This is a genomic window from Serratia sp. NFX21 (genome assembly GCF_048517035.1).
In the GTDB taxonomy this organism is placed as follows: Bacteria; Pseudomonadota; Gammaproteobacteria; order Enterobacterales; family Enterobacteriaceae; genus Serratia; species Serratia quinivorans.
Genome location: NZ_CP183196.1, coordinates 3,193,597 through 3,210,354 on the forward strand (window position 1 = coordinate 3,193,597; position 16,758 = coordinate 3,210,354).

The following is a 16,758-nucleotide window of genomic DNA, read 5'->3' on the forward strand; positions in this document are numbered from 1 at the left end:
TTCCCAATACTTTGATGGCAGCACTGTACAACATCGTCAGTATTCTAATGAAGTCTATCGGGAAGGTCCTTTATGAGCGATAACAGCGCCGTTCAGGCAGGTGCGCCTACCGCGTCCAGCCTGCCAAAAATCTACCAAAAGAACAGTCGACTCACTGTTCTTTTTTTTGTTTTTTTATTAGTGCTGGGGATAGCTTTTGCCGGGGTGAATTTATTTAACGACGTTAGCGATGCCGGTGCGGTATATACCAGCTACCTGCCGTTCCTTTTATTGGGGTTAGCGTTGCTGATTGCGCTGGGCTTTGAATTTGTTAATGGTTTTCATGATACCGCCAATGCGGTGGCCACCGTTATTTATACCCATTCATTGTCGCCCATGGTGGCCGTGGTTTGGTCAGGGTTCTTTAACTTTCTCGGCGTGTTGCTTTCCAGCGGAGTGGTGGCGTTCGGCATCATTTCGCTGTTGCCGGTTGAGTTGATCTTGCAGGCCGGTACCGGCAATGGCTTTGCCATGGTTTACGCCCTGCTGTTCTCGGCGATTATCTGGAACCTCGGCACCTGGTGGCTCGGGCTGCCGGCCTCCTCGTCTCATACCCTGATTGGCTCAATCATCGGCGTTGGGGTAGCCAATGCGCTAATCCATGGCCGCACCGGCACCAGCGGTGTTGACTGGGGCCAGGCGATTAAGGTGGGCTACGCCTTGTTGCTTTCCCCGGTGATCGGTTTTGTGTTTGCTGCCCTGCTGCTGCTGGCGCTGAAAGTCTTCGTCAAAAATCGTCAGTTGTACACCGCCCCCAAGAATGATTCGCCGCCGCCGCTGTGGATCCGCGGTTTGCTGATCCTCACCTGTACCGGGGTTTCCTTTGCCCATGGCTCCAACGACGGGCAAAAAGGCATGGGGCTGATCATGCTGATCCTGGTCGGGACCATGCCGATTGCCTACGCGCTGAACCGCTCCATGCCGCCAGAACAAATCCCACGCGTGGCGGCACTGGCGGAAGTAACCAAAAACCAACTGCTGCACCAGTTCCCGCAGGTCAGCCAGACTCCGCCGCGCGACGTGCTGACCGGCTATGTGCGTACCAGTGAACTGACCGCAGAAGTGGTCCCAGCGCTGGCGCAGCTGACCGGGGCCATTGGCGATCAAATTCGCCAATACGGCTCGGTCGACAAAATCCCTGCGCAGGCGGTTTCCAACACCCGTAACGATATGTATCTGGCATCGGAGGTGATTAAACACCTGAAGTCGGAAAAACAGCTGCAATTATCCGCTGACTCGCAGCGCAATCTGGATGCCCTGAAAAGCGATCTGGACAGCGCCACCCGCTTTATCCCGTTCTGGGTCAAGGTGGTGGTAGCTATTGCTCTGGGGTTGGGCACCATGGTCGGCTGGCGGCGCATTGTGGTCACCGTTGGTGAGAAAATCGGCAAAAGTCATCTGACCTATGCCCAGGGGGCCAGTGCCGAACTGGTGGCGATGACCACTATCGGCGCGGCGGACATTTTTGGTTTACCGGTCTCCACCACCCACGTTCTGTCATCCGGCATCGCCGGTACCATGGCGGCCAACCGCTCCGGCCTGCAAATGTCCACCCTGCGCAATCTGCTGATGGCCTGGGTGTTGACGCTGCCGGCCTCGGTGCTGCTTTCTGCCGGGCTGTACTGGATTTTCACCCATTTCTAAAACCGGGCTAACACGGAGAATTAATTATGGCCATGCATGAATTTGACCGCGACGAAAGCTTCAACCAACGCCTGCTGCAGGAGTTTTACGACAGTTACGACGAAGAGCTGGAGATGGAACTGGACGACCTGCGCTTTGACGATAGCGAAGTGGACAGTGACCAGAAGAAAGCCTGGCGCAAACAGTATTTCCGCGAATTGCTGCGCCTGCAGGGAGAACTGGTCAAACTGCAGGACTGGGTGATGCGCACCGGCCACCGGCTGGTGATCATTTTTGAAGGCCGCGACGCCGCCGGCAAAGGTGGCGTGATCAAACGTATCACTCAACGCCTGAACCCTCGCACCTGCCGCGTGGCCGCGCTGCCTGCGCCGAACGACCGCGAACGTACCCAGTGGTACTTCCAACGCTTTATCGCCCATCTGCCGGCGGCGGGCGAAATGGTGCTGTTCGATCGCAGCTGGTACAACCGCGCCGGGGTGGAAAAAGTGATGGGCTTTTGCAACGACGAGGAATATGAAGAGTTTTTCCGTAGCGTGCCGGAGTTCGAGAAAATGCTGACGCGCAGCGGTATACAGATCGTCAAATACTGGTTTTCTATCACTGACGATGAGCAGGAACTGCGCTTTCTCAGCCGCATCCACGATCCGTTAAAGCAGTGGAAGCTCAGCCCGATGGATTTGGAGAGCCGCCGCCGTTGGGAAGACTACACCGAGGCCAAAGAGGTCATGTTAGCGCGCACTAACATTCCTGAGGCGCCATGGTGGGTGGTTCAGGGCGTTGACAAGAAAAAGGCGCGCCTGAACTGTATTCGCCATCTGCTTGAGCAACTGCCATACGAAGAGGCGGAAGGCAATGTCATCACCCTGCCGCCGCGTAAACGCAGCCCGGATTACAACCGCCACCCGGTGCCCGACAATATGGTGGTGCCTGAAGTGTATTGATTTATCCAGGGAGGTGATAAAACGCCTCCCTGATCCCTGTCGGATTCTCATCCCGTTACAACGCCACCCTATTTTCTCCACATTTGCTGTGCAGACTCTTGGCAATATTCATTCACCTGTCAGGATCATAATCACGTCTGCCATGTCTTTATTTAATTCCCTCATCCGTTTTCCCGCACGCCGCTTTGGCGCCATTTTGGTTCTCACACTGCTGTTCATTCTGCCCGCAGCACAAGCCGCTGCGCCGCTGGCGCTGTACTCGAAATCGGTATTGGTGGTCAATCAACATACCGGGAAAATCCTGTATCAGAAACAAGCCAACCGGGTGCAGCCTATCGCCTCGCTAACCAAATTGATGACAGCCATGGTCACGCTGGACAGCAAGCGTCCGCTGGGCAACAGGATGATGGTCACCGCCGCCGACCGTGATTTGTTGAAGAAAACCCACTCGCGCCTGACGATCGGCTCTACCCTCAGCCGCCGTGACATGCTGCATATCGCGCTGATGTCGTCGGAAAATCGCGCCGCTTCGGCGCTGAGTCGCAACTATCCCGGGGGGCGCAAAGCCTTCGTGGCGAAAATGAATCAAAAAGCGCGCACCATTGGCATGAAACACGCCCGCTTCTATGATCCTACCGGGCTGACACCGCGCAATGTCGCCAGTGCCAATGACCTGCTGAAAATGGTTAATCACGCCTACCGTTATCAGACCATTCGCCGTTTCAGTACCGACAAACAGCAAATCGTGCGTCCTGGCCGCGGTCAATTGGTCTACCGCAGCTCCAATGGACTGATCAACAATCCCGCCTGGAAAATCCAGTTGCAAAAGACCGGTTTCACCGACGAAGCCGGACACTGTCTGGTGATGCGTACTCTGATTAAAGGGCAGCCGGTGGTGATCATCCTGCTCGGCTCGAAGCAGCGCTATGGCCACTATAAAGACGCCATTCGCCTGAAAGCCTGGCTGGAATCCTGATCTGTTTCAGGCGCGTTAATCACGCGCCTCTTTACCGTTCTGCGCATATCCAAATCCGTTTTTTATCAATGGAATATCCTATCTCCAATCAATATTAAGCCTGTGGGGCCGGGCATGCTATTTGTCATCAATAATTGATGATAAAGGAGCAGGAAAATGGCTTATGCCCTGAGCGTGTTGGAAAAAAGTCCGATTGCCGAAGGAGAGAGCGCCGCCCAGGCGCTGACACGCACGCTGCATTTGGCGCAGCAGGCGGAAATCTGGGGCTACCGTCGTTTTTGGCTGGCCGAGCATCACAATACCGCGCAGCTCGCTTGCCCTTCCCCCGAAGTGCTGATCGCCTATTTACTCGGGCAAACCTCCCGCATCCGCATTGGCTCCGGCGGGGTCATGCTGCAACATTACAGCGCCTATAAGGTGGCGGAAAACTTCAATCTGCTGGCGACACTGGCACCGGGACGGGTCGATCTGGGGGTGGGCAAAGCGCCCGGCGGGCTGCCGCTCTCTACCCAGGCGCTGCAGGCCGCCCACGATCAACAGAATAAACCGGACTTTCCGCAGCAGCTTGCCCAGCTCAACGCCTACCTCAATGATGACGCGCAACCCGGTCTGAGTGCCACTCCGCAACCGTCACAGCCCGCACAACGCTTCCTGCTGGGAGCCAGCAAAGAAAGTGCCCAACTGGCTGCTGAACACGGCTGGGCCTTTGTCTTTGCCGCGCAGCTCAATGGTAACCCGGACGATATCCAGCGCGCACTAGCTCATTACGCCGAGCAAAGTGGCGGACGCAAAGCCCTGCTGGCCGTCGCGGTGATCGTTGCCGACACGACCGATCAGGCCCAGGCGTTGGCCGCCGGGATCCAGCAATATCGGGTACATGTGACCGGCGGACAAAGCGTGACGGTCGGCAGCCTTGAGCAGGCAGAGAGTTATGTTCAGCAGGCCGGAGCTACCGATTACCGTATTGAGCCGCGCGAAAGCCACATCCTGCTCGGCACTGCCCGGCAGGTACGCAGCCAGTTAGATCAATTACAGCAGCAATATGGCGTGGAAGAGTTTGTGATAGACACGCCGATCAGCGAGCCTGTCGCCCGTTTGACCTCTTTGCAACTGTTGGCGCAGGCCTGAGCCTGCCCAATCAGTTCACCACGGCACCCGCGCCGATGGCCACGGCCAGATCCTGAGCCAGTTCCTCTAACTGCTCCGGAAACAGGTTGGCCAGGCTGACACGGATCGCCGGGCCGCTTTTCAGACGGAAGGGTTCACCGCCCTGCACCAACCAGCCGCGCTGTGCCATGATTTGGCTGGCGGCGGCTTCTGAACGCACCGGCAGCCAGATATGTACCCCTTCACCCGGCGCTAACCGCGAGCCGGTCAATGCTTGCAACCGCTCCGTCAACGCGTCTCGTCGTTGCTGGTAAGCCTGCTGCGCCCGCACCAGCAAACCATCATGCTGCGCCTGCATCCATAATTTGGCGGCAATTTGCTGCAGAATATGGCTGACCCAGCGTTCGCGTATGTATTGATCCGCACGCATTGCCTGCAACAGTTGCGGCTTGCCGTAGGCCAGCGCTATACGCAGATCCGGACTGAGAAACTTGCTCAGTGACAGCACATACAATCCCTTGTCTGCCGTAAACGGCAAATTCAGTGGCTGTTGCGATAGCGGCCCCCAGAAATCATCGACAATCGCCAGACAACCCGGATTTTGGGCCAGGAACTCACGCCAGTCATTGGCACGTGTAGCGCTAAGCGACATACCGGTTGGGTTCTGTGCGCGTGGCGTCAGGATCACTGCACACCCCTGCGTACCCGCGTCCTTTTCCGGCAGACGGCAACCCTGTTCATCCACCAGCAGCGGCAAGGGTTTGAGACGCAGATGCCGCAGCAGCGTCAATAACGGTGGCCAGCAGGGATCTTCCACCCACACCGAGGCCCCCGGTGCCGCATGGCTGCGCAGCGCCTTTTCGATGGCATCCAGCGCCCCGGAAAACACCGCCGTCTCACCCAGTTCCGCCTCCTGTTGGCTCAACCAGCCAGCGGCAAGCTGACATAGCGCCGGTAAATCACCGCTGATGTCATAGCCACTCTGCTGTGGGAAGACGTCGGCCGCACTCAGCGACAGTGCCGGTAGCAAGGTGCCATCCAGATTGCCGCTGGCCAAATCACGCATGCCTTCGGGTACCTGCCGAACACTGTGCACCGCCATCAGCGGTTGCTCCAGTACCTGAGTACCGGCACGCCCGCGGGTGGCGACCAACCCGGCATCGCGCAGCTTGCCATAGGCGCTGGCAACGGTATTGGGGTTAACTCCCAGTTCGCCGGCCAGTTGACGCACCGGCGGCAACAGGTCACCCGGCTGTAAATCCCCCTGCTTGATCTGCGTGCTGATCTGTTCAGCAATCTGGACAGCGCTGCCGCCTTTTGCATACAATGAACCCATACATAAAGCCTTTTTGTATTAGTTCAAAACAGATTACCTGTTTGGAACGTAAAAGTTAAGGGGTAAAGATGGAAAAACATTACGTACTCGATATTCAACACGATGGCAAAGCTTTCGCCCGTTTGCAGATGTTCACCCCCTGGGCCAGCGACCAACTGCAGCAGGCCCAGGCGCTGTTTCCTACGGAGCAGGGCTACCGGTTGCATATCAGCCAGGTTAAAGAGCGTCGGATAGTTTATCAAAGCGGCATTGGCGGTATCACCATCCTGGGCGATACGCTGGAACTGGAACCTTATCCCCTTGGCACGGAGGTGCAGCCATGAAGAAAGTTGTCGCTATCAGACATGTGAATTTTGAAAACCTCGGTATCCTGGGCTCACTGCTTTCACTACGGGGCTATCAGATTGATTATTACGATGCGGGCCGTGACGATATACGTGCCATCAATAATGAGGAGACCGACCTGTTGGTGGTGCTTGGCGGCCCGATCAGCGCGGCGCAGCATTTTGCCGGTCAGCAGCATTATGCGTTTCTCAACGATGAATTAGCACTGGTAACCCAGCGGCTGCAGCAAAAACGGCCTACGCTGGGCGTCTGTCTTGGCGCTCAGGTGATGGCTCAGGCCCTGGGGGCCGACGTGGTTTCGCTCGGCGTGAAAGAGATCGGCTTCGAGCTGTTAACGCTCTCAGAGCATGAAGACTCGGTGCTGGCGCCCTTGGGAACAACACCCGTGCTGCATTGGCACGGCGATATGTTTATGATCCCGGAGGGCGCGACCTGCCTGGCCGGTACCGAAGTTTGTCCTAATCAGGCATTTGAGTATCAGGATTTTGCCCTTGGGCTACAGTTCCATCTGGAAGCCGATCATCAGGATCTGGAACGCTGGCTGGTTGGCCATGCCTGTGAGCTTGAACTGGCCGGTATTCTGCCACAGCGTTTGCGCCAACAGGCTGCTCGCCACGGTACAGAATTAGAACAGCGCGCCCGTCAGGTATTTACGCGGTGGCTGGATAAAGTCGAACCAAGGATGTTATAGATGCAACAGGTTTCTCAATTACAACCGCCGCAGATTGATGTGATCAGTATTCAATCGCAGGTCGTGTATGGCAGCGTCGGCAACGGTATCGCCTATCGCACCTTGCTGAAAAAAGGGCTGGAAGCGTTACAGGTACCCAGCGTGCTGTTCGGCTGCCCGCCCTATTATGGCGCGCCCAGCGGTGGCGTAATTCCGGCCGAGTGGTTCAGCGGCTTTCTCGAGGATTTACTGACCCGCGGCGTAATGAAACGCACCAGGGCGGTGATCATCGGTTATCTGGGCGACGTTGGCCAATGTCATTTTCTACACACCTGGCTACAGCGCGTGCGCGCTATCAATCCGCAGATAAAAATTTATATCGACCCGGTGATGGGCGATTACGGTGAAGGCGTTTACGTGGATGAACGTATCGTCAGTTGTTATCGTTCACCGTTCCTGCAACTGGCTAATGGCCTCACCCCCAACGGTTTCGAACTGGAGCAACTTTGCGGGCATCCGTTAACCAGCCGAGAGCAAACGCAGCATGCCGCACAGGCGTTATTGAATGACACTACCGAGTGGGTACTGGTGACCAGTGCGCCAGGCGTGGCGGAAAATGACGATCAGATTGGCTTACTGTTGGTCAGCCACGACGAGGTGCAAAGCTATACCCATCCCAAGATTCAGTCGAAGGTAAAGGGCACCGGTGACATGTTCACCGCGTTGCTGGTCAGCCATTTGTTGAACGGGAAAAATCTCAATAGTGCAGTCCTGACCGCCAGCAGTGAGGTCTGCGATGTGCTGACTGAAGCGGCGCATTTCGGTTTGGAGGAAATCGGCAGCCTGCGTGCCTTGAAATAGAATAGAACGGAGTGACGGGGCAGCCTGCTGCCCCGCTGATTTCCTATTTAGCGTTTTTTCTTTTTATTGAAATCCAATTCGAAAGCAAACACTGCGCTCTGAATTTTTCTTTCCATTGCCAGGCCCAGCTTCATAAAACGGCACGACAGGCGCGAGAAGTGCACCATGTTGTCGTCGTCATCGAGTTCGTGATCTTCATTGATCACCACCAGTTCCATATTGACCTTGAAACTGCCGTAACTGCCGAGATCCAACAAGGCCTTTTTAAACTGAAAGCCGGGCTGCAGGTTTTCCGGCAATGGGCCATCAACTCGCAAACCAACGCCACCGGCAGACAGGTCGTGGATCCTCAACTGGTACTCGCTGCCATCGGCGTATTCGCCGCTGCAGAGAAATTCACGCCAGTGGGGAGTGGTGACGCGAAACTGACGACGGCGCTGGATGTAGATTAGTTCTTTCGGCAATCGGGTTGAACAGGCGTTAACCCCTTGATGGTCGGTGAACTCGGCCTGTCCCACGGAAAATTCGATCTTCGCGTCATGGCTTTCAATCACAATGGTGCATTCGCCGTCGACCCTGTTGTCCGCCTCATCGCCGCTAAACACAATATTATCCGGCCCGACGCTCAACAGCAGGCTTTGAAACTGCTGCCGATCATTGACGACCTTCAGTGGCGTGCGCTGTTTACAAATTTCACGCAGTATTGCCAGTACTTCGAATCGCTCCTGCTTGATAAACAATCCGTTATCATTCTGCTCCACTCGTCGCTCCTGACTCTTCCCAATGACGCTTTACACGTTCCTTACAGTTATCATCACTGGGAATATTCCTAAAGTCAAATTTGCCAGCGATGCCAGGCCTGTGGCAGCAGTCTGGCGAAGCGTTCAGCCCAGGCTTGCTGACCCTGTTGGTCGGCGATTAAATCCTGGCGGATCTCAATGCCAACGTAGGGAAGCTCCCGCCGCTCGGCGTGCACCGGCAGGGTGTAATCCGTTGCATCGGTCATGGCATACGGCTCGTTAACGCCGACCTGCAAATCCCCTTCCTCCCGCAGCAGCTCTGCCAGCAGCAACGCGAACTCCGGCTGGCGGTTAAACAGCAGCCCCACCTGCCACGGCCGCTCGTTGCCTTTGAATACCGGCGTGAAGCTGTGCATGGCGATAACCGCCGTCGGCAGCCCGTTGCGCTGGCGTTCATCCAGATGGTCGGTTATCGCCTGATGATAAGGCCTGAAAATGGCATGCTCGCGAGCCTGCGCATGTCTGGCATCAATATCGACATTCCCGGGTATCGGCGTCAATTCTGACAGTGACGGGATCGAGCTATTGATGCCGGGCGTGCGGTTACAGTCAATCACCAAACGGGAGTAACGCTGATGGATCAACGTAGTGTCCAACTGACGGCTGAGATGACGCGAAACGTTTAATGCGCCGATGTCCCAACCGATATGGCGGTCGATTTCACCGGGTGGCAGACCCAGATCGCCCAACTGCTGCGGTATCGCCTGGCCGGCGTGATCGCAGAGTAATAGAAAAGGCGCGACGCCCCTGGGCGTTTCAATCGCCACGGCGGCGGGGTCTTCAGCGGATAACAAAGATGAGACGAACGACTGTGGCATGAAAAACTCCGGTGGCGGAACAAAGCCTTATCTTAGGCTATACCCCACCACCGTTGCCAAGCTTCGGGTTAGATCAAAAAAGCATGAAGCGCATGCCAATTACTCTATACAGGTGTCCTGTGGCTGATGCACAGCAATATAACGCTGGAACCGCGCCGGTTTAAGCCGGGTAAGGTCGACCAGTACCAGGCCGTCAATGCAGTTGTTGAAGGCCGGATCGGTGCCGAAATCAATAAACTGCACCCCGCCGGGTTCACACAACTCGGTATATTGTTTATACAGCGTAGGTATCGAACAGCCGATGTTGCTCAACAGGCTTTTCAGCCGCACCAGATCTTCCTGATAGTTATCGCCGGCAAACTGTGCCAATACCTGCGGCAACGAAGCAGGATAAGGCTGACGAGACTGCGCCAGGGCATGATTAGGTGAGAAGTACAGTCGGTAGAAGGCAATCAACAGGTCACGCGCCGTCACCGGCATGCCGCCGGAAATGGAAACCGGGCCAAACAGATAGCGGTACTGCGGATATTTTGCCAGGTAAGCGCCAATCCCCAGCCACAGGTAATCCAGACCGCGTTTGCCCCAATAGGCAGGCTGAATAAAGCTGCGGCCCAGTTCGATGCCCTGCGCCAGGATCGGTGCCATCTCGCGGTCATAATGGAACAGACTGTTGCTATAGATACTTTCCAGCCCTTTGCGCTCCAACTGCTCGGCAGTAGGAATAAAGCGGTAGGCACCCACAATCTCCAGTTCGTCGGCATCCCACAGCACCAGGTGATAATAGTCATCGTCATAGCTGTCCAAATCACGACGGCGACCGGAACCTTCGCCCACCGCGCGGAAAGCAATCTCACGCAGCCGACCGAGCTCACGCAGGATAGGCGCACGCGCCTCACCCTGACGGCGATACAGGAAGATAATCTTCCCGTCCGGCGTCACCCCAAGACGCTCACAGTTTGCCAGTGCCTTCTTCAGCTCCAACCGATCCTCTGGCAAGGCGATGGGTGACTCACTGGCAAACAATCCTTCTTTACCCTGGCCCAGACGGTAGACATGACGGCGGAAACGCTCGGCCAAATCTTTGGCGCTGGTGTGGCCATCATGCCAGTTGCTAAACGGAATACGGCCACCTACGCGAATTTTGATGCGTCCGCCCTGCTGCTGGAACATTTCACGTACCAGTAAGAGTGTGGACAGAGGTCGGTAAACCAGCGAGGTGAAATAGAACAGGTTGCTGTTACGCGCGCTGATGTGGATCGGCACAATCGGCGCCCGGGCCTTGGCCGCCAGCCGCAGGAAGCCGGTATGCCAGTGGCCGTCACGAATGCCTTTCGGGCTCATACGCGACACCTCTCCGGCAGGAAACAGGATCAGGGCGCCCTGCTTATCCAACTGGGTCTGCATGCCTTCAATTTGTTTGCGATTAGTCTTGTTGCCGACGTTGTCCACCGGCACAAACAGGTTGCGCAGCGGTTCTATGTAGGTCAACAGTTGGCTGGCGACCACTTTGACATCCGGGCGCACTGCCGCCACGGCACGCAGCAGCACCAGCCCATCCAGCGAGCCAATCGGGTGGTTGGCCACCAGCACCACCGGACCCTGGCTCGGAATATTTTCCAGGTCGCCATCGACCAACTCGCAGCTGAGGTTAAAGTAGTCCACCACCTGCTCTATCAAATCCAGCCCCTTCAGGTGTGGATAGTCGGCGGCAAACTGTTTGAATTCTTTTTCGAAGAGTAAAGTTCTCAGCAGGCTACGCTGCCAGGCAGGGGTCTTGCGGTGTGGAAATGCATCATGCAACAGAGAGTCCAAGCTAAACATCGCGTTATCTCCTGGCTTAGTCGCTGCAAACTTAAGCCAGCGCTATGACCCTAACATGTCAGAAACATGACAGAAAAATGAAATCCCTCAACTATCAGGTATAGCAAATTATTGAAAATTTGGTGGCGAAGAGAAGCCTGTCGCCACCAAAGCCGCATTTTATGCCATCGAAATTAAGGTTTCGATGCGCTGATTTACCACCTCCCGCAGCCGCAACAGCGGCTCCGCCTGATGTGGATAACGTTTAAAAGTGATGTCCATCCCCAACTGTTGCTCAATCAAAGTCTCCACCGTCGCGCGGTCCGTCAGGCTTTCCAGCAACTGTAAGGCTCGCATGTCCTGCAGACCCTGGTGCAGTACCCGCAATCGCAGGGACTCCACCGGCGTCAGATCCTCACCGGGATAGACCACGAAGGCATCGCCGGAGGGAAAGGCATTGCGGCAATCCGTCACCGCGTAGGGGTTGAGTTGCTCCCGCGAATGACCACTGTTATAGAAGTTGAAGCCCCAATGCAAAAAGCCGGTGATGTTGTAGCGGTAGAGCTGGATCCCCAAAATGCGGTTACGTGCCGAAGGCTGGGCAAAGAAGCGGTTGGCCACCTCGGTCTTTTGTACGCAGCAGTAATAGGCCCACAGGCCTGGCACCCGATTCTCAATAAATGGCTCAATATGATCGGTGGCAGCCACCGGCGTTTCCACCAACCCCTGTTGGTAAAATGCATAATCAGATAGCGCATCAAAAGTATGAAAACCGGCCAGCAGTGGGCGCAAGGTAGCGCTGGCACGCTGGTAAACGTCGATATTGTCCAACGTCGGCTCGTCAGAAATATGAAACCAAACCCGCTGTTGCAACTGCCGCTCGCGGAACCAGTCGGTCAGCGCCGGCAGCAGAGCCTGTAGAAACTGTTGATACTCTTCGGCGTGGGCGTCGGTATGCCATCCGAACAGCGGACTCAGCGTGCCGTCTATCTCCACCATGATTTTCGGCGCGTGCGCCGCCCCCCACTGGGTAAACAGCGGCGCAATTTCAAAGTGCTCAATGCCCTCTTCCTGCGCCATTGCCACCCATTGCGCCAAACGTTGGAAATCAAAACGGTAGCCCTGCGCAGAGCGCTGTACGCCCACCAGTTGTACGGTGGTACGCTCGCCGCCGATGGCGGTATCCAGCGGCGGCGTGAAGATCGGCGTCAACAGCATGTTTACCCCACTGTTAACCGCGGTACGGACAAAGTTGCGTACCGCCAGCCAGTACTCCCGGCTGAACACCGGCAACTGGTAATAATCCGCCAGGCAATCGGAGTGCAGCCATTCGGTGTGCAGCAGGGTTTGCGGTGGCAGCGCGGCCGGGACGATATGTAGCGTGAATCCAGCACTGGCCAGCACTTGCTCACTGGCCACGTCAAACAAGGTCAGCGTCAGTGGGTAGTCCCCGCCCGCTACTGGCGTTGCCGGTGGGGTTAAGGTCAACCACAGGCTGCCGTAATAATTGCAGGCGGCAAAGAAGAGTCGATCGACCAGGGGCATCAGCGGATCGGGAAATAACCCCGGTTCGGTACGCAGATAGTTCTCATCGGTCTCGGCATAACAGGGAAAGTGGCTGGGCACCGATTGCACCTGACGCACGCTGATATACTCCGCCAATGGCCCCTCAATACGATAGCCTAATTCACGACGCGTTTCGTTTCCTGCCCGTTGCAGGCAATAAACGGCCTGCCAGGAAACAGTTTCATTATTAAGACCGCTGAGTTTATTTATCTGCATAATCTGCGGCGAGTTATGGCTGTGGAATATCTTTTCCAGGCAATGGGTAAAGGTCAATGAAAGGCGCATAACGGTGAGCTCTCTTTTATTGGGAAATACCGACGAGTGATTTTCAGGCTAAACCCTTTTATCGCTGTAAACAATAGAGCCCATTCAAAAATCGACAACACGCCGTCGCAGCGGCTGCCCCATACGATTTTTTTGTTTATTTGCATCACAAAAATGAAAGATAACCCGGCATGCACAATAAAAATATTTTTAATCCCCATTATGGTGCAAGGGTTATCATTTATTCCTATGACCCCAGTGGCCCGGAATTACTGCCTGGCAGGGCCAAAACCGGCTCAAGAGGTTAACAGATTGTGAACAAGTAACGCTTTCGGTTTAAGCTTCAACCCTTTCGATTTTAACAACAACGAAACATTCATGCCCCTTTTTTGGGCAGATCGGGGCGTATTGACACATTGAAAGTTAAGGGATAGAAAGAATTCACGTTACGAAAATATTTATTCGTCGTTCACCGAGGGGAAAGCAATGTCACCGATAAAAAATACCGGCCGTCTTCTGGCGCACTCTGCCATTGCGGTTGCATTATTATTGCCGACCATGTTATATGCCGCCGATCAAATAACCCTGCGTTACGCCGTGTGGGACAGAAATCAATTACCTGCCGAGCAGGAGATTGCCAAAAGATTTGAAAAAGAAAACCCTAACATTAAAATCTCCATAGAATTAACGCCGTCGGCACAATACTTCGTTAAATTGGATTCCGCCGCCGCAGGGGGTGTCGCGCCAGATATATTCTGGATAAACATGCCTTATTTCGTTCAATACGCCAAAAATGGCATTATGCAGCCCTTAACGCCGTATATTACCGGCAGCAGCGTGCAATTAAATAATATCGTCGCCAGTTCGGTTAAAGCCTATCAGTATGATGGGCAGCAAATGGCCATCCCCCGCGACGTTGACTCAATCGCCGTGTGGTACAACAAAAAATTATTCGACCAGGCCGGCGTCAGCTACCCAACCAACGACTGGAGCTGGGATGACCTGAAAAACAAAGCCACCGCGCTGAAAACCGGCTTGAAGGGCAGTGCCTTCCCGCTGGTGATGGATCTGAGCATTGACGGGCAGGACAGCTATATGAACCTGCTGTTCCAAAACGGCAACCACATAGTCCCGAAAGACGGTCAACCCACCGACATCGCTAACGATAAATCAATTTGGGTCTATCAACAGCTGCAATCCATGATGAAAGATGGCTTGATGCCCAGCGCCCAACAGATGAGCGAAGTCAAAACCGAAAACATCTTCCAGTCCAACCGTGCGGCGATGGTGTATGCCGGCTCATGGTTGGCAGCCCCGTTCGCCGGCAATCCGCTGATCAACGACCATATCGGCGTGGTCATGATGCCGAAAATCGAGCGCCAGTCCGGCGTGGCGCACAGCCTGGCATTTGCCATGTCCGCCAACAGCGCCCACAAGCAGGAAGCCTGGAAATACATTGAATTTATGAGCTCCGAAGCCTCGCAGACCGAGTTGGCAAAAGCGGTGATCCCGGCCAACAAACTGGCGGCCAAAGCCTGGGCGGCGGAGATCAAAAAAGTCGATGTCACACCTTATATTGACACTCTCAACGTGACCGAAGCCTACCCCACAGCCGGTACCAATACGCCGAAATGGCAAAACATGTGGATTGCCAGCCTGAAGAAAATCTTTATGGGTGCAGACGCCAAAGCCGAGATGGACAAATCGGTCAAGAAGATCGAACGCGTAATGGAGCAGTAATCACCCCGAGCCGGTAGCGCCTGCCCGAAGGCGCACCGGCTGCGGAATACCGCAGAGCAGTTACAGGTGAGGAAAGGCAACATGTCGCTGGCAGAAAGCTACGGTGCCCTAAAACAACAAAAAAGTACCCCACGACCCGCACTCAGCCGCCTGGAGCGTGCCGAGCGTTTCTGGGGCTGGGTGATGATCTTGCCGTTGCTGATTGGTTTGACGGTGTTTTACCTGGTCCCCTTTTTACAGAACATCTTTTACAGTTTTACCGACCTCAACCAATTTATGCGCTGGAGCACCCTCAGCGTCGATAACTACGTCAATCTGTTTGAAGACGACGACTTTTACACCGCCGCCGGCAATACGCTGTTCTATGTGGTGGTGTGTGTCCCCGTCAGCCTGAGCCTGTCGCTGCTGCTGGCGATTGGCCTGAACCAGAACATTCGCGGCAAGGCGCTGCTGCGCACCCTGCTGTTCTTGCCGGCGGTCACCATGCCTGCCGCCGTGGCGATGGTCTGGCAATGGCTGTTCAACAAGGATTTCGGTTTGATCAACCAGGCGATTGGCCTGCTGGGGATTTCGCCGGTGGCCTGGCTGTCCGACCCGGACGTGGTGCGCATCAGCGTTTCCATCATCATTATCTGGTCGTCGCTGGCCTTGAAGATCATCATTTTGCTGGCCGGGTTACAAAGCATTCCACATCAACTGTATGAGGCCGCCGATATTGACGGTATCAGCACCCTGCGCCGCTTCTTTTGCATCACCCTGCCGATGATGGTGCCAACGCTGTTCTTCGTTTCGGTGATGAGCTTTATCGAGATCCTGCAAATATTCGACGTGGTGTTCCTGATGTTCGACCGCGCGTTGGTGGAAAGCGACGTGATGACCGTCACCAACCTGTTTTACAAGTATGCCTTTTACCTGCAGGAGAAAGGTTACGCCTCCGCCATCACCGTGGTGCTGTTCGCCGTCACCCTGCTGATCACCCTGATTCAAATGATGATTGGCAAACGCCTGAAAGTCAGCTGAGGAGCCACGACGATGAGCATAAGTAAAAGAACGCTGGTGTATCTGTTTATGGTGTTGGCGGCGCTGGCCTCGGTAGTGCCTTTTATCTGGATGCTGGTGACCTCGCTGAAAACCCAGGCCGAGAGCATCCAGATCCCGCTGACGCTGTTACCGGCACACCCCAGCCTGCAGGCCTACGGCAAGGTGATGCGTGAAATTCCGTTCACCGACTTCTATGTGAACTCGCTGCTGGCGACCTTTTTCACCGTCACGCTGCAGATGGTGATCGCCACCATGGCTGCCTACGGCTTCTCTCGCCTGCACTTTCGCGGCCGTGATGCGGTGTTCCTGGTGTGTATTTCGATCCTGATGGTGCCTGGTCAGGCCTTTTTGATCCCGCAGTTTTTGGTGGTGCAGAAACTGGGGTTGGTGAACAGCATCACCGGGCTGGTTTTGCCGGGTATTTTCAGTATTTATGCCACCTTCCTGCTGCGCCAGTTCTTCCTGGCGGTGCCGAAAGAGATGGAAGAAGCGGCGCTGATCGACGGTTACAGCTACTTCGCTATCTTCTGGCGCATCATGCTGCCGCTGATCCGCCCCGGCATTATCGCCTGCATCATCATCAACGGCCTGTGGAGCTGGAACAACCTGATGTGGCCGCTGATCGTCAACACCACTACCGAAAAACTGACGCTGCCGGTCGGGCTGGCATCGCTGTCGAGCCGTGCCGGAGTGGAATACCCGCTGCTGATGGCCGGTGCGCTGATGGCGGTGATCCCAATGCTGATGCTGTTCATTCTTTTCCAACGCTACTTCATCCAGGGCATCGCCAGCGCTGGGGTAAAAGGCTAA

The 16,758-nt window shown here is 55.3% G+C and carries 15 protein-coding genes; 10 read left to right on the plus strand and 5 right to left on the minus strand.

Features of this window, described 5'->3' with window-relative positions:
* The first annotated feature begins 72 nt into the window (after positions 1-72).
* The 4 genes from ACNT1W_RS15055 to ACNT1W_RS15070 all read left to right on the plus strand — a co-directional run bounded on the left by ACNT1W_RS15055 (position 73) and on the right by ACNT1W_RS15070 (position 4,728).
* Positions 73-1,683: an inorganic phosphate transporter gene (locus tag ACNT1W_RS15055; RefSeq protein WP_368460062.1), complete on the plus strand. Its 1,611-nt coding sequence runs from the start codon at positions 73-75 to the stop codon at positions 1,681-1,683.
* A 26-nt stretch (positions 1,684-1,709) separates the two neighbouring features.
* The gene (ppk2, locus tag ACNT1W_RS15060; RefSeq protein ID WP_012145288.1) at positions 1,710-2,624 is read left to right on the plus strand and encodes a polyphosphate kinase 2; all 915 of its coding nucleotides are present in this window, start codon (positions 1,710-1,712) and stop codon (positions 2,622-2,624) included.
* A 142-nt stretch (positions 2,625-2,766) separates the two neighbouring features.
* A complete protein-coding gene (gene pbpG / locus ACNT1W_RS15065) occupies positions 2,767-3,600 on the plus strand; it encodes a D-alanyl-D-alanine endopeptidase (RefSeq protein WP_419245797.1) in 834 nt (277 codons plus the stop codon).
* A 156-nt stretch (positions 3,601-3,756) separates the two neighbouring features.
* The gene (locus tag ACNT1W_RS15070; RefSeq protein ID WP_112362883.1) at positions 3,757-4,728 is read left to right on the plus strand and encodes an LLM class flavin-dependent oxidoreductase; all 972 of its coding nucleotides are present in this window, start codon (positions 3,757-3,759) and stop codon (positions 4,726-4,728) included.
* Positions 4,729-4,738: 10 nt separating this feature from the next.
* Here ACNT1W_RS15070 and ACNT1W_RS15075 read toward each other — a convergent pair whose 3' ends face one another.
* Entirely contained in the window at positions 4,739-6,043 is a 1,305-nt protein-coding gene (locus ACNT1W_RS15075; protein ID WP_112362882.1) for an aminotransferase class I/II-fold pyridoxal phosphate-dependent enzyme, read from the minus strand.
* Positions 6,044-6,111: 68 nt separating this feature from the next.
* Here ACNT1W_RS15075 and ACNT1W_RS15080 point away from each other — a divergent pair, with 68 nt between their 5' ends.
* From ACNT1W_RS15080 to pdxY, 3 genes are read left to right on the plus strand one after another with little or no spacing between them, the layout of a single operon-like run.
* Positions 6,112-6,366 (plus strand): hypothetical protein, encoded by a 255-nt coding sequence (locus tag ACNT1W_RS15080; protein WP_012145292.1) that lies wholly within the window; start codon positions 6,112-6,114, stop codon positions 6,364-6,366.
* Positions 6,363-7,079, plus strand: coding sequence for a glutamine amidotransferase (locus ACNT1W_RS15085; protein ID WP_419245798.1), 717 nt, complete (start codon positions 6,363-6,365; stop codon positions 7,077-7,079). The genes ACNT1W_RS15080 and ACNT1W_RS15085 overlap by 4 nt, the downstream gene beginning before the upstream one ends.
* Entirely contained in the window at positions 7,080-7,919 is an 840-nt protein-coding gene (gene pdxY, locus ACNT1W_RS15090; RefSeq protein ID WP_012145294.1) for a pyridoxal kinase, read from the plus strand.
* 47 nt (positions 7,920-7,966) lie between these two features.
* Here pdxY and ACNT1W_RS15095 read toward each other — a convergent pair whose 3' ends face one another.
* The 4 genes from ACNT1W_RS15095 to ACNT1W_RS15110 form a co-directional block, all read right to left on the minus strand.
* The gene (locus tag ACNT1W_RS15095; RefSeq protein ID WP_012145295.1) at positions 7,967-8,680 is read right to left on the minus strand and encodes a flagellar brake protein; all 714 of its coding nucleotides are present in this window, start codon (positions 8,678-8,680) and stop codon (positions 7,967-7,969) included.
* Positions 8,681-8,754: 74 nt separating this feature from the next.
* Positions 8,755-9,537 (minus strand): N-formylglutamate amidohydrolase, encoded by a 783-nt coding sequence (locus ACNT1W_RS15100; protein ID WP_012145296.1) that lies wholly within the window; start codon positions 9,535-9,537, stop codon positions 8,755-8,757.
* A 99-nt stretch (positions 9,538-9,636) separates the two neighbouring features.
* Positions 9,637-11,358 (minus strand): ornithine lipid synthase OlsF, encoded by a 1,722-nt coding sequence (olsF, locus tag ACNT1W_RS15105; protein WP_419245799.1) that lies wholly within the window; start codon positions 11,356-11,358, stop codon positions 9,637-9,639.
* A 159-nt stretch (positions 11,359-11,517) separates the two neighbouring features.
* A complete protein-coding gene (locus ACNT1W_RS15110; RefSeq protein WP_419245800.1) occupies positions 11,518-13,188 on the minus strand; it encodes a DUF4091 domain-containing protein in 1,671 nt (556 codons plus the stop codon).
* Positions 13,189-13,653: 465 nt separating this feature from the next.
* Here ACNT1W_RS15110 and ACNT1W_RS15115 point away from each other — a divergent pair, with 465 nt between their 5' ends.
* From ACNT1W_RS15115 to ACNT1W_RS15125, 3 genes are all read left to right on the plus strand, one after another.
* Positions 13,654-14,907 carry an ABC transporter substrate-binding protein gene (locus ACNT1W_RS15115; protein WP_419245801.1) on the plus strand — a complete coding sequence of 418 codons (1,254 nt, stop codon included), beginning with the start codon at positions 13,654-13,656 and terminating at the stop codon, positions 14,905-14,907.
* A gap of 81 nt (positions 14,908-14,988) precedes the next feature.
* Positions 14,989-15,927 (plus strand): carbohydrate ABC transporter permease, encoded by a 939-nt coding sequence (locus tag ACNT1W_RS15120; protein ID WP_419245802.1) that lies wholly within the window; start codon positions 14,989-14,991, stop codon positions 15,925-15,927.
* A gap of 12 nt (positions 15,928-15,939) precedes the next feature.
* The gene (locus ACNT1W_RS15125) at positions 15,940-16,758 is read left to right on the plus strand and encodes a carbohydrate ABC transporter permease (RefSeq protein ID WP_012145301.1); all 819 of its coding nucleotides are present in this window, start codon (positions 15,940-15,942) and stop codon (positions 16,756-16,758) included.

What these genes read in the sequence shown, in the direction of transcription:
- ACNT1W_RS15055 (WP_368460062.1), top strand. Translation starts at nt 73, where the DNA reads ATGAGCGATAACAGCGCCGTTCAGGCAGGTGCGCCTACCGCGTCCAGC.
- ppk2 (WP_012145288.1), top strand. Translation starts at nt 1,710, where the DNA reads ATGGCCATGCATGAATTTGACCGCGACGAAAGCTTCAACCAACGCCTG.
- pbpG (WP_419245797.1), top strand. Translation starts at nt 2,767, where the DNA reads ATGTCTTTATTTAATTCCCTCATCCGTTTTCCCGCACGCCGCTTTGGC.
- ACNT1W_RS15070 (WP_112362883.1), top strand. Translation starts at nt 3,757, where the DNA reads ATGGCTTATGCCCTGAGCGTGTTGGAAAAAAGTCCGATTGCCGAAGGA.
- ACNT1W_RS15075 (WP_112362882.1), bottom strand. Translation starts at nt 6,043, where the DNA reads ATGGGTTCATTGTATGCAAAAGGCGGCAGCGCTGTCCAGATTGCTGAA.
- ACNT1W_RS15080 (WP_012145292.1), top strand. Translation starts at nt 6,112, where the DNA reads ATGGAAAAACATTACGTACTCGATATTCAACACGATGGCAAAGCTTTC.
- ACNT1W_RS15085 (WP_419245798.1), top strand. Translation starts at nt 6,363, where the DNA reads ATGAAGAAAGTTGTCGCTATCAGACATGTGAATTTTGAAAACCTCGGT.
- pdxY (WP_012145294.1), top strand. Translation starts at nt 7,080, where the DNA reads ATGCAACAGGTTTCTCAATTACAACCGCCGCAGATTGATGTGATCAGT.
- ACNT1W_RS15100 (WP_012145296.1), bottom strand. Translation starts at nt 9,537, where the DNA reads ATGCCACAGTCGTTCGTCTCATCTTTGTTATCCGCTGAAGACCCCGCC.
- olsF (WP_419245799.1), bottom strand. Translation starts at nt 11,358, where the DNA reads ATGTTTAGCTTGGACTCTCTGTTGCATGATGCATTTCCACACCGCAAG.
- ACNT1W_RS15110 (WP_419245800.1), bottom strand. Translation starts at nt 13,188, where the DNA reads ATGCGCCTTTCATTGACCTTTACCCATTGCCTGGAAAAGATATTCCAC.
- ACNT1W_RS15115 (WP_419245801.1), top strand. Translation starts at nt 13,654, where the DNA reads ATGTCACCGATAAAAAATACCGGCCGTCTTCTGGCGCACTCTGCCATT.
- ACNT1W_RS15120 (WP_419245802.1), top strand. Translation starts at nt 14,989, where the DNA reads ATGTCGCTGGCAGAAAGCTACGGTGCCCTAAAACAACAAAAAAGTACC.
- ACNT1W_RS15125 (WP_012145301.1), top strand. Translation starts at nt 15,940, where the DNA reads ATGAGCATAAGTAAAAGAACGCTGGTGTATCTGTTTATGGTGTTGGCG.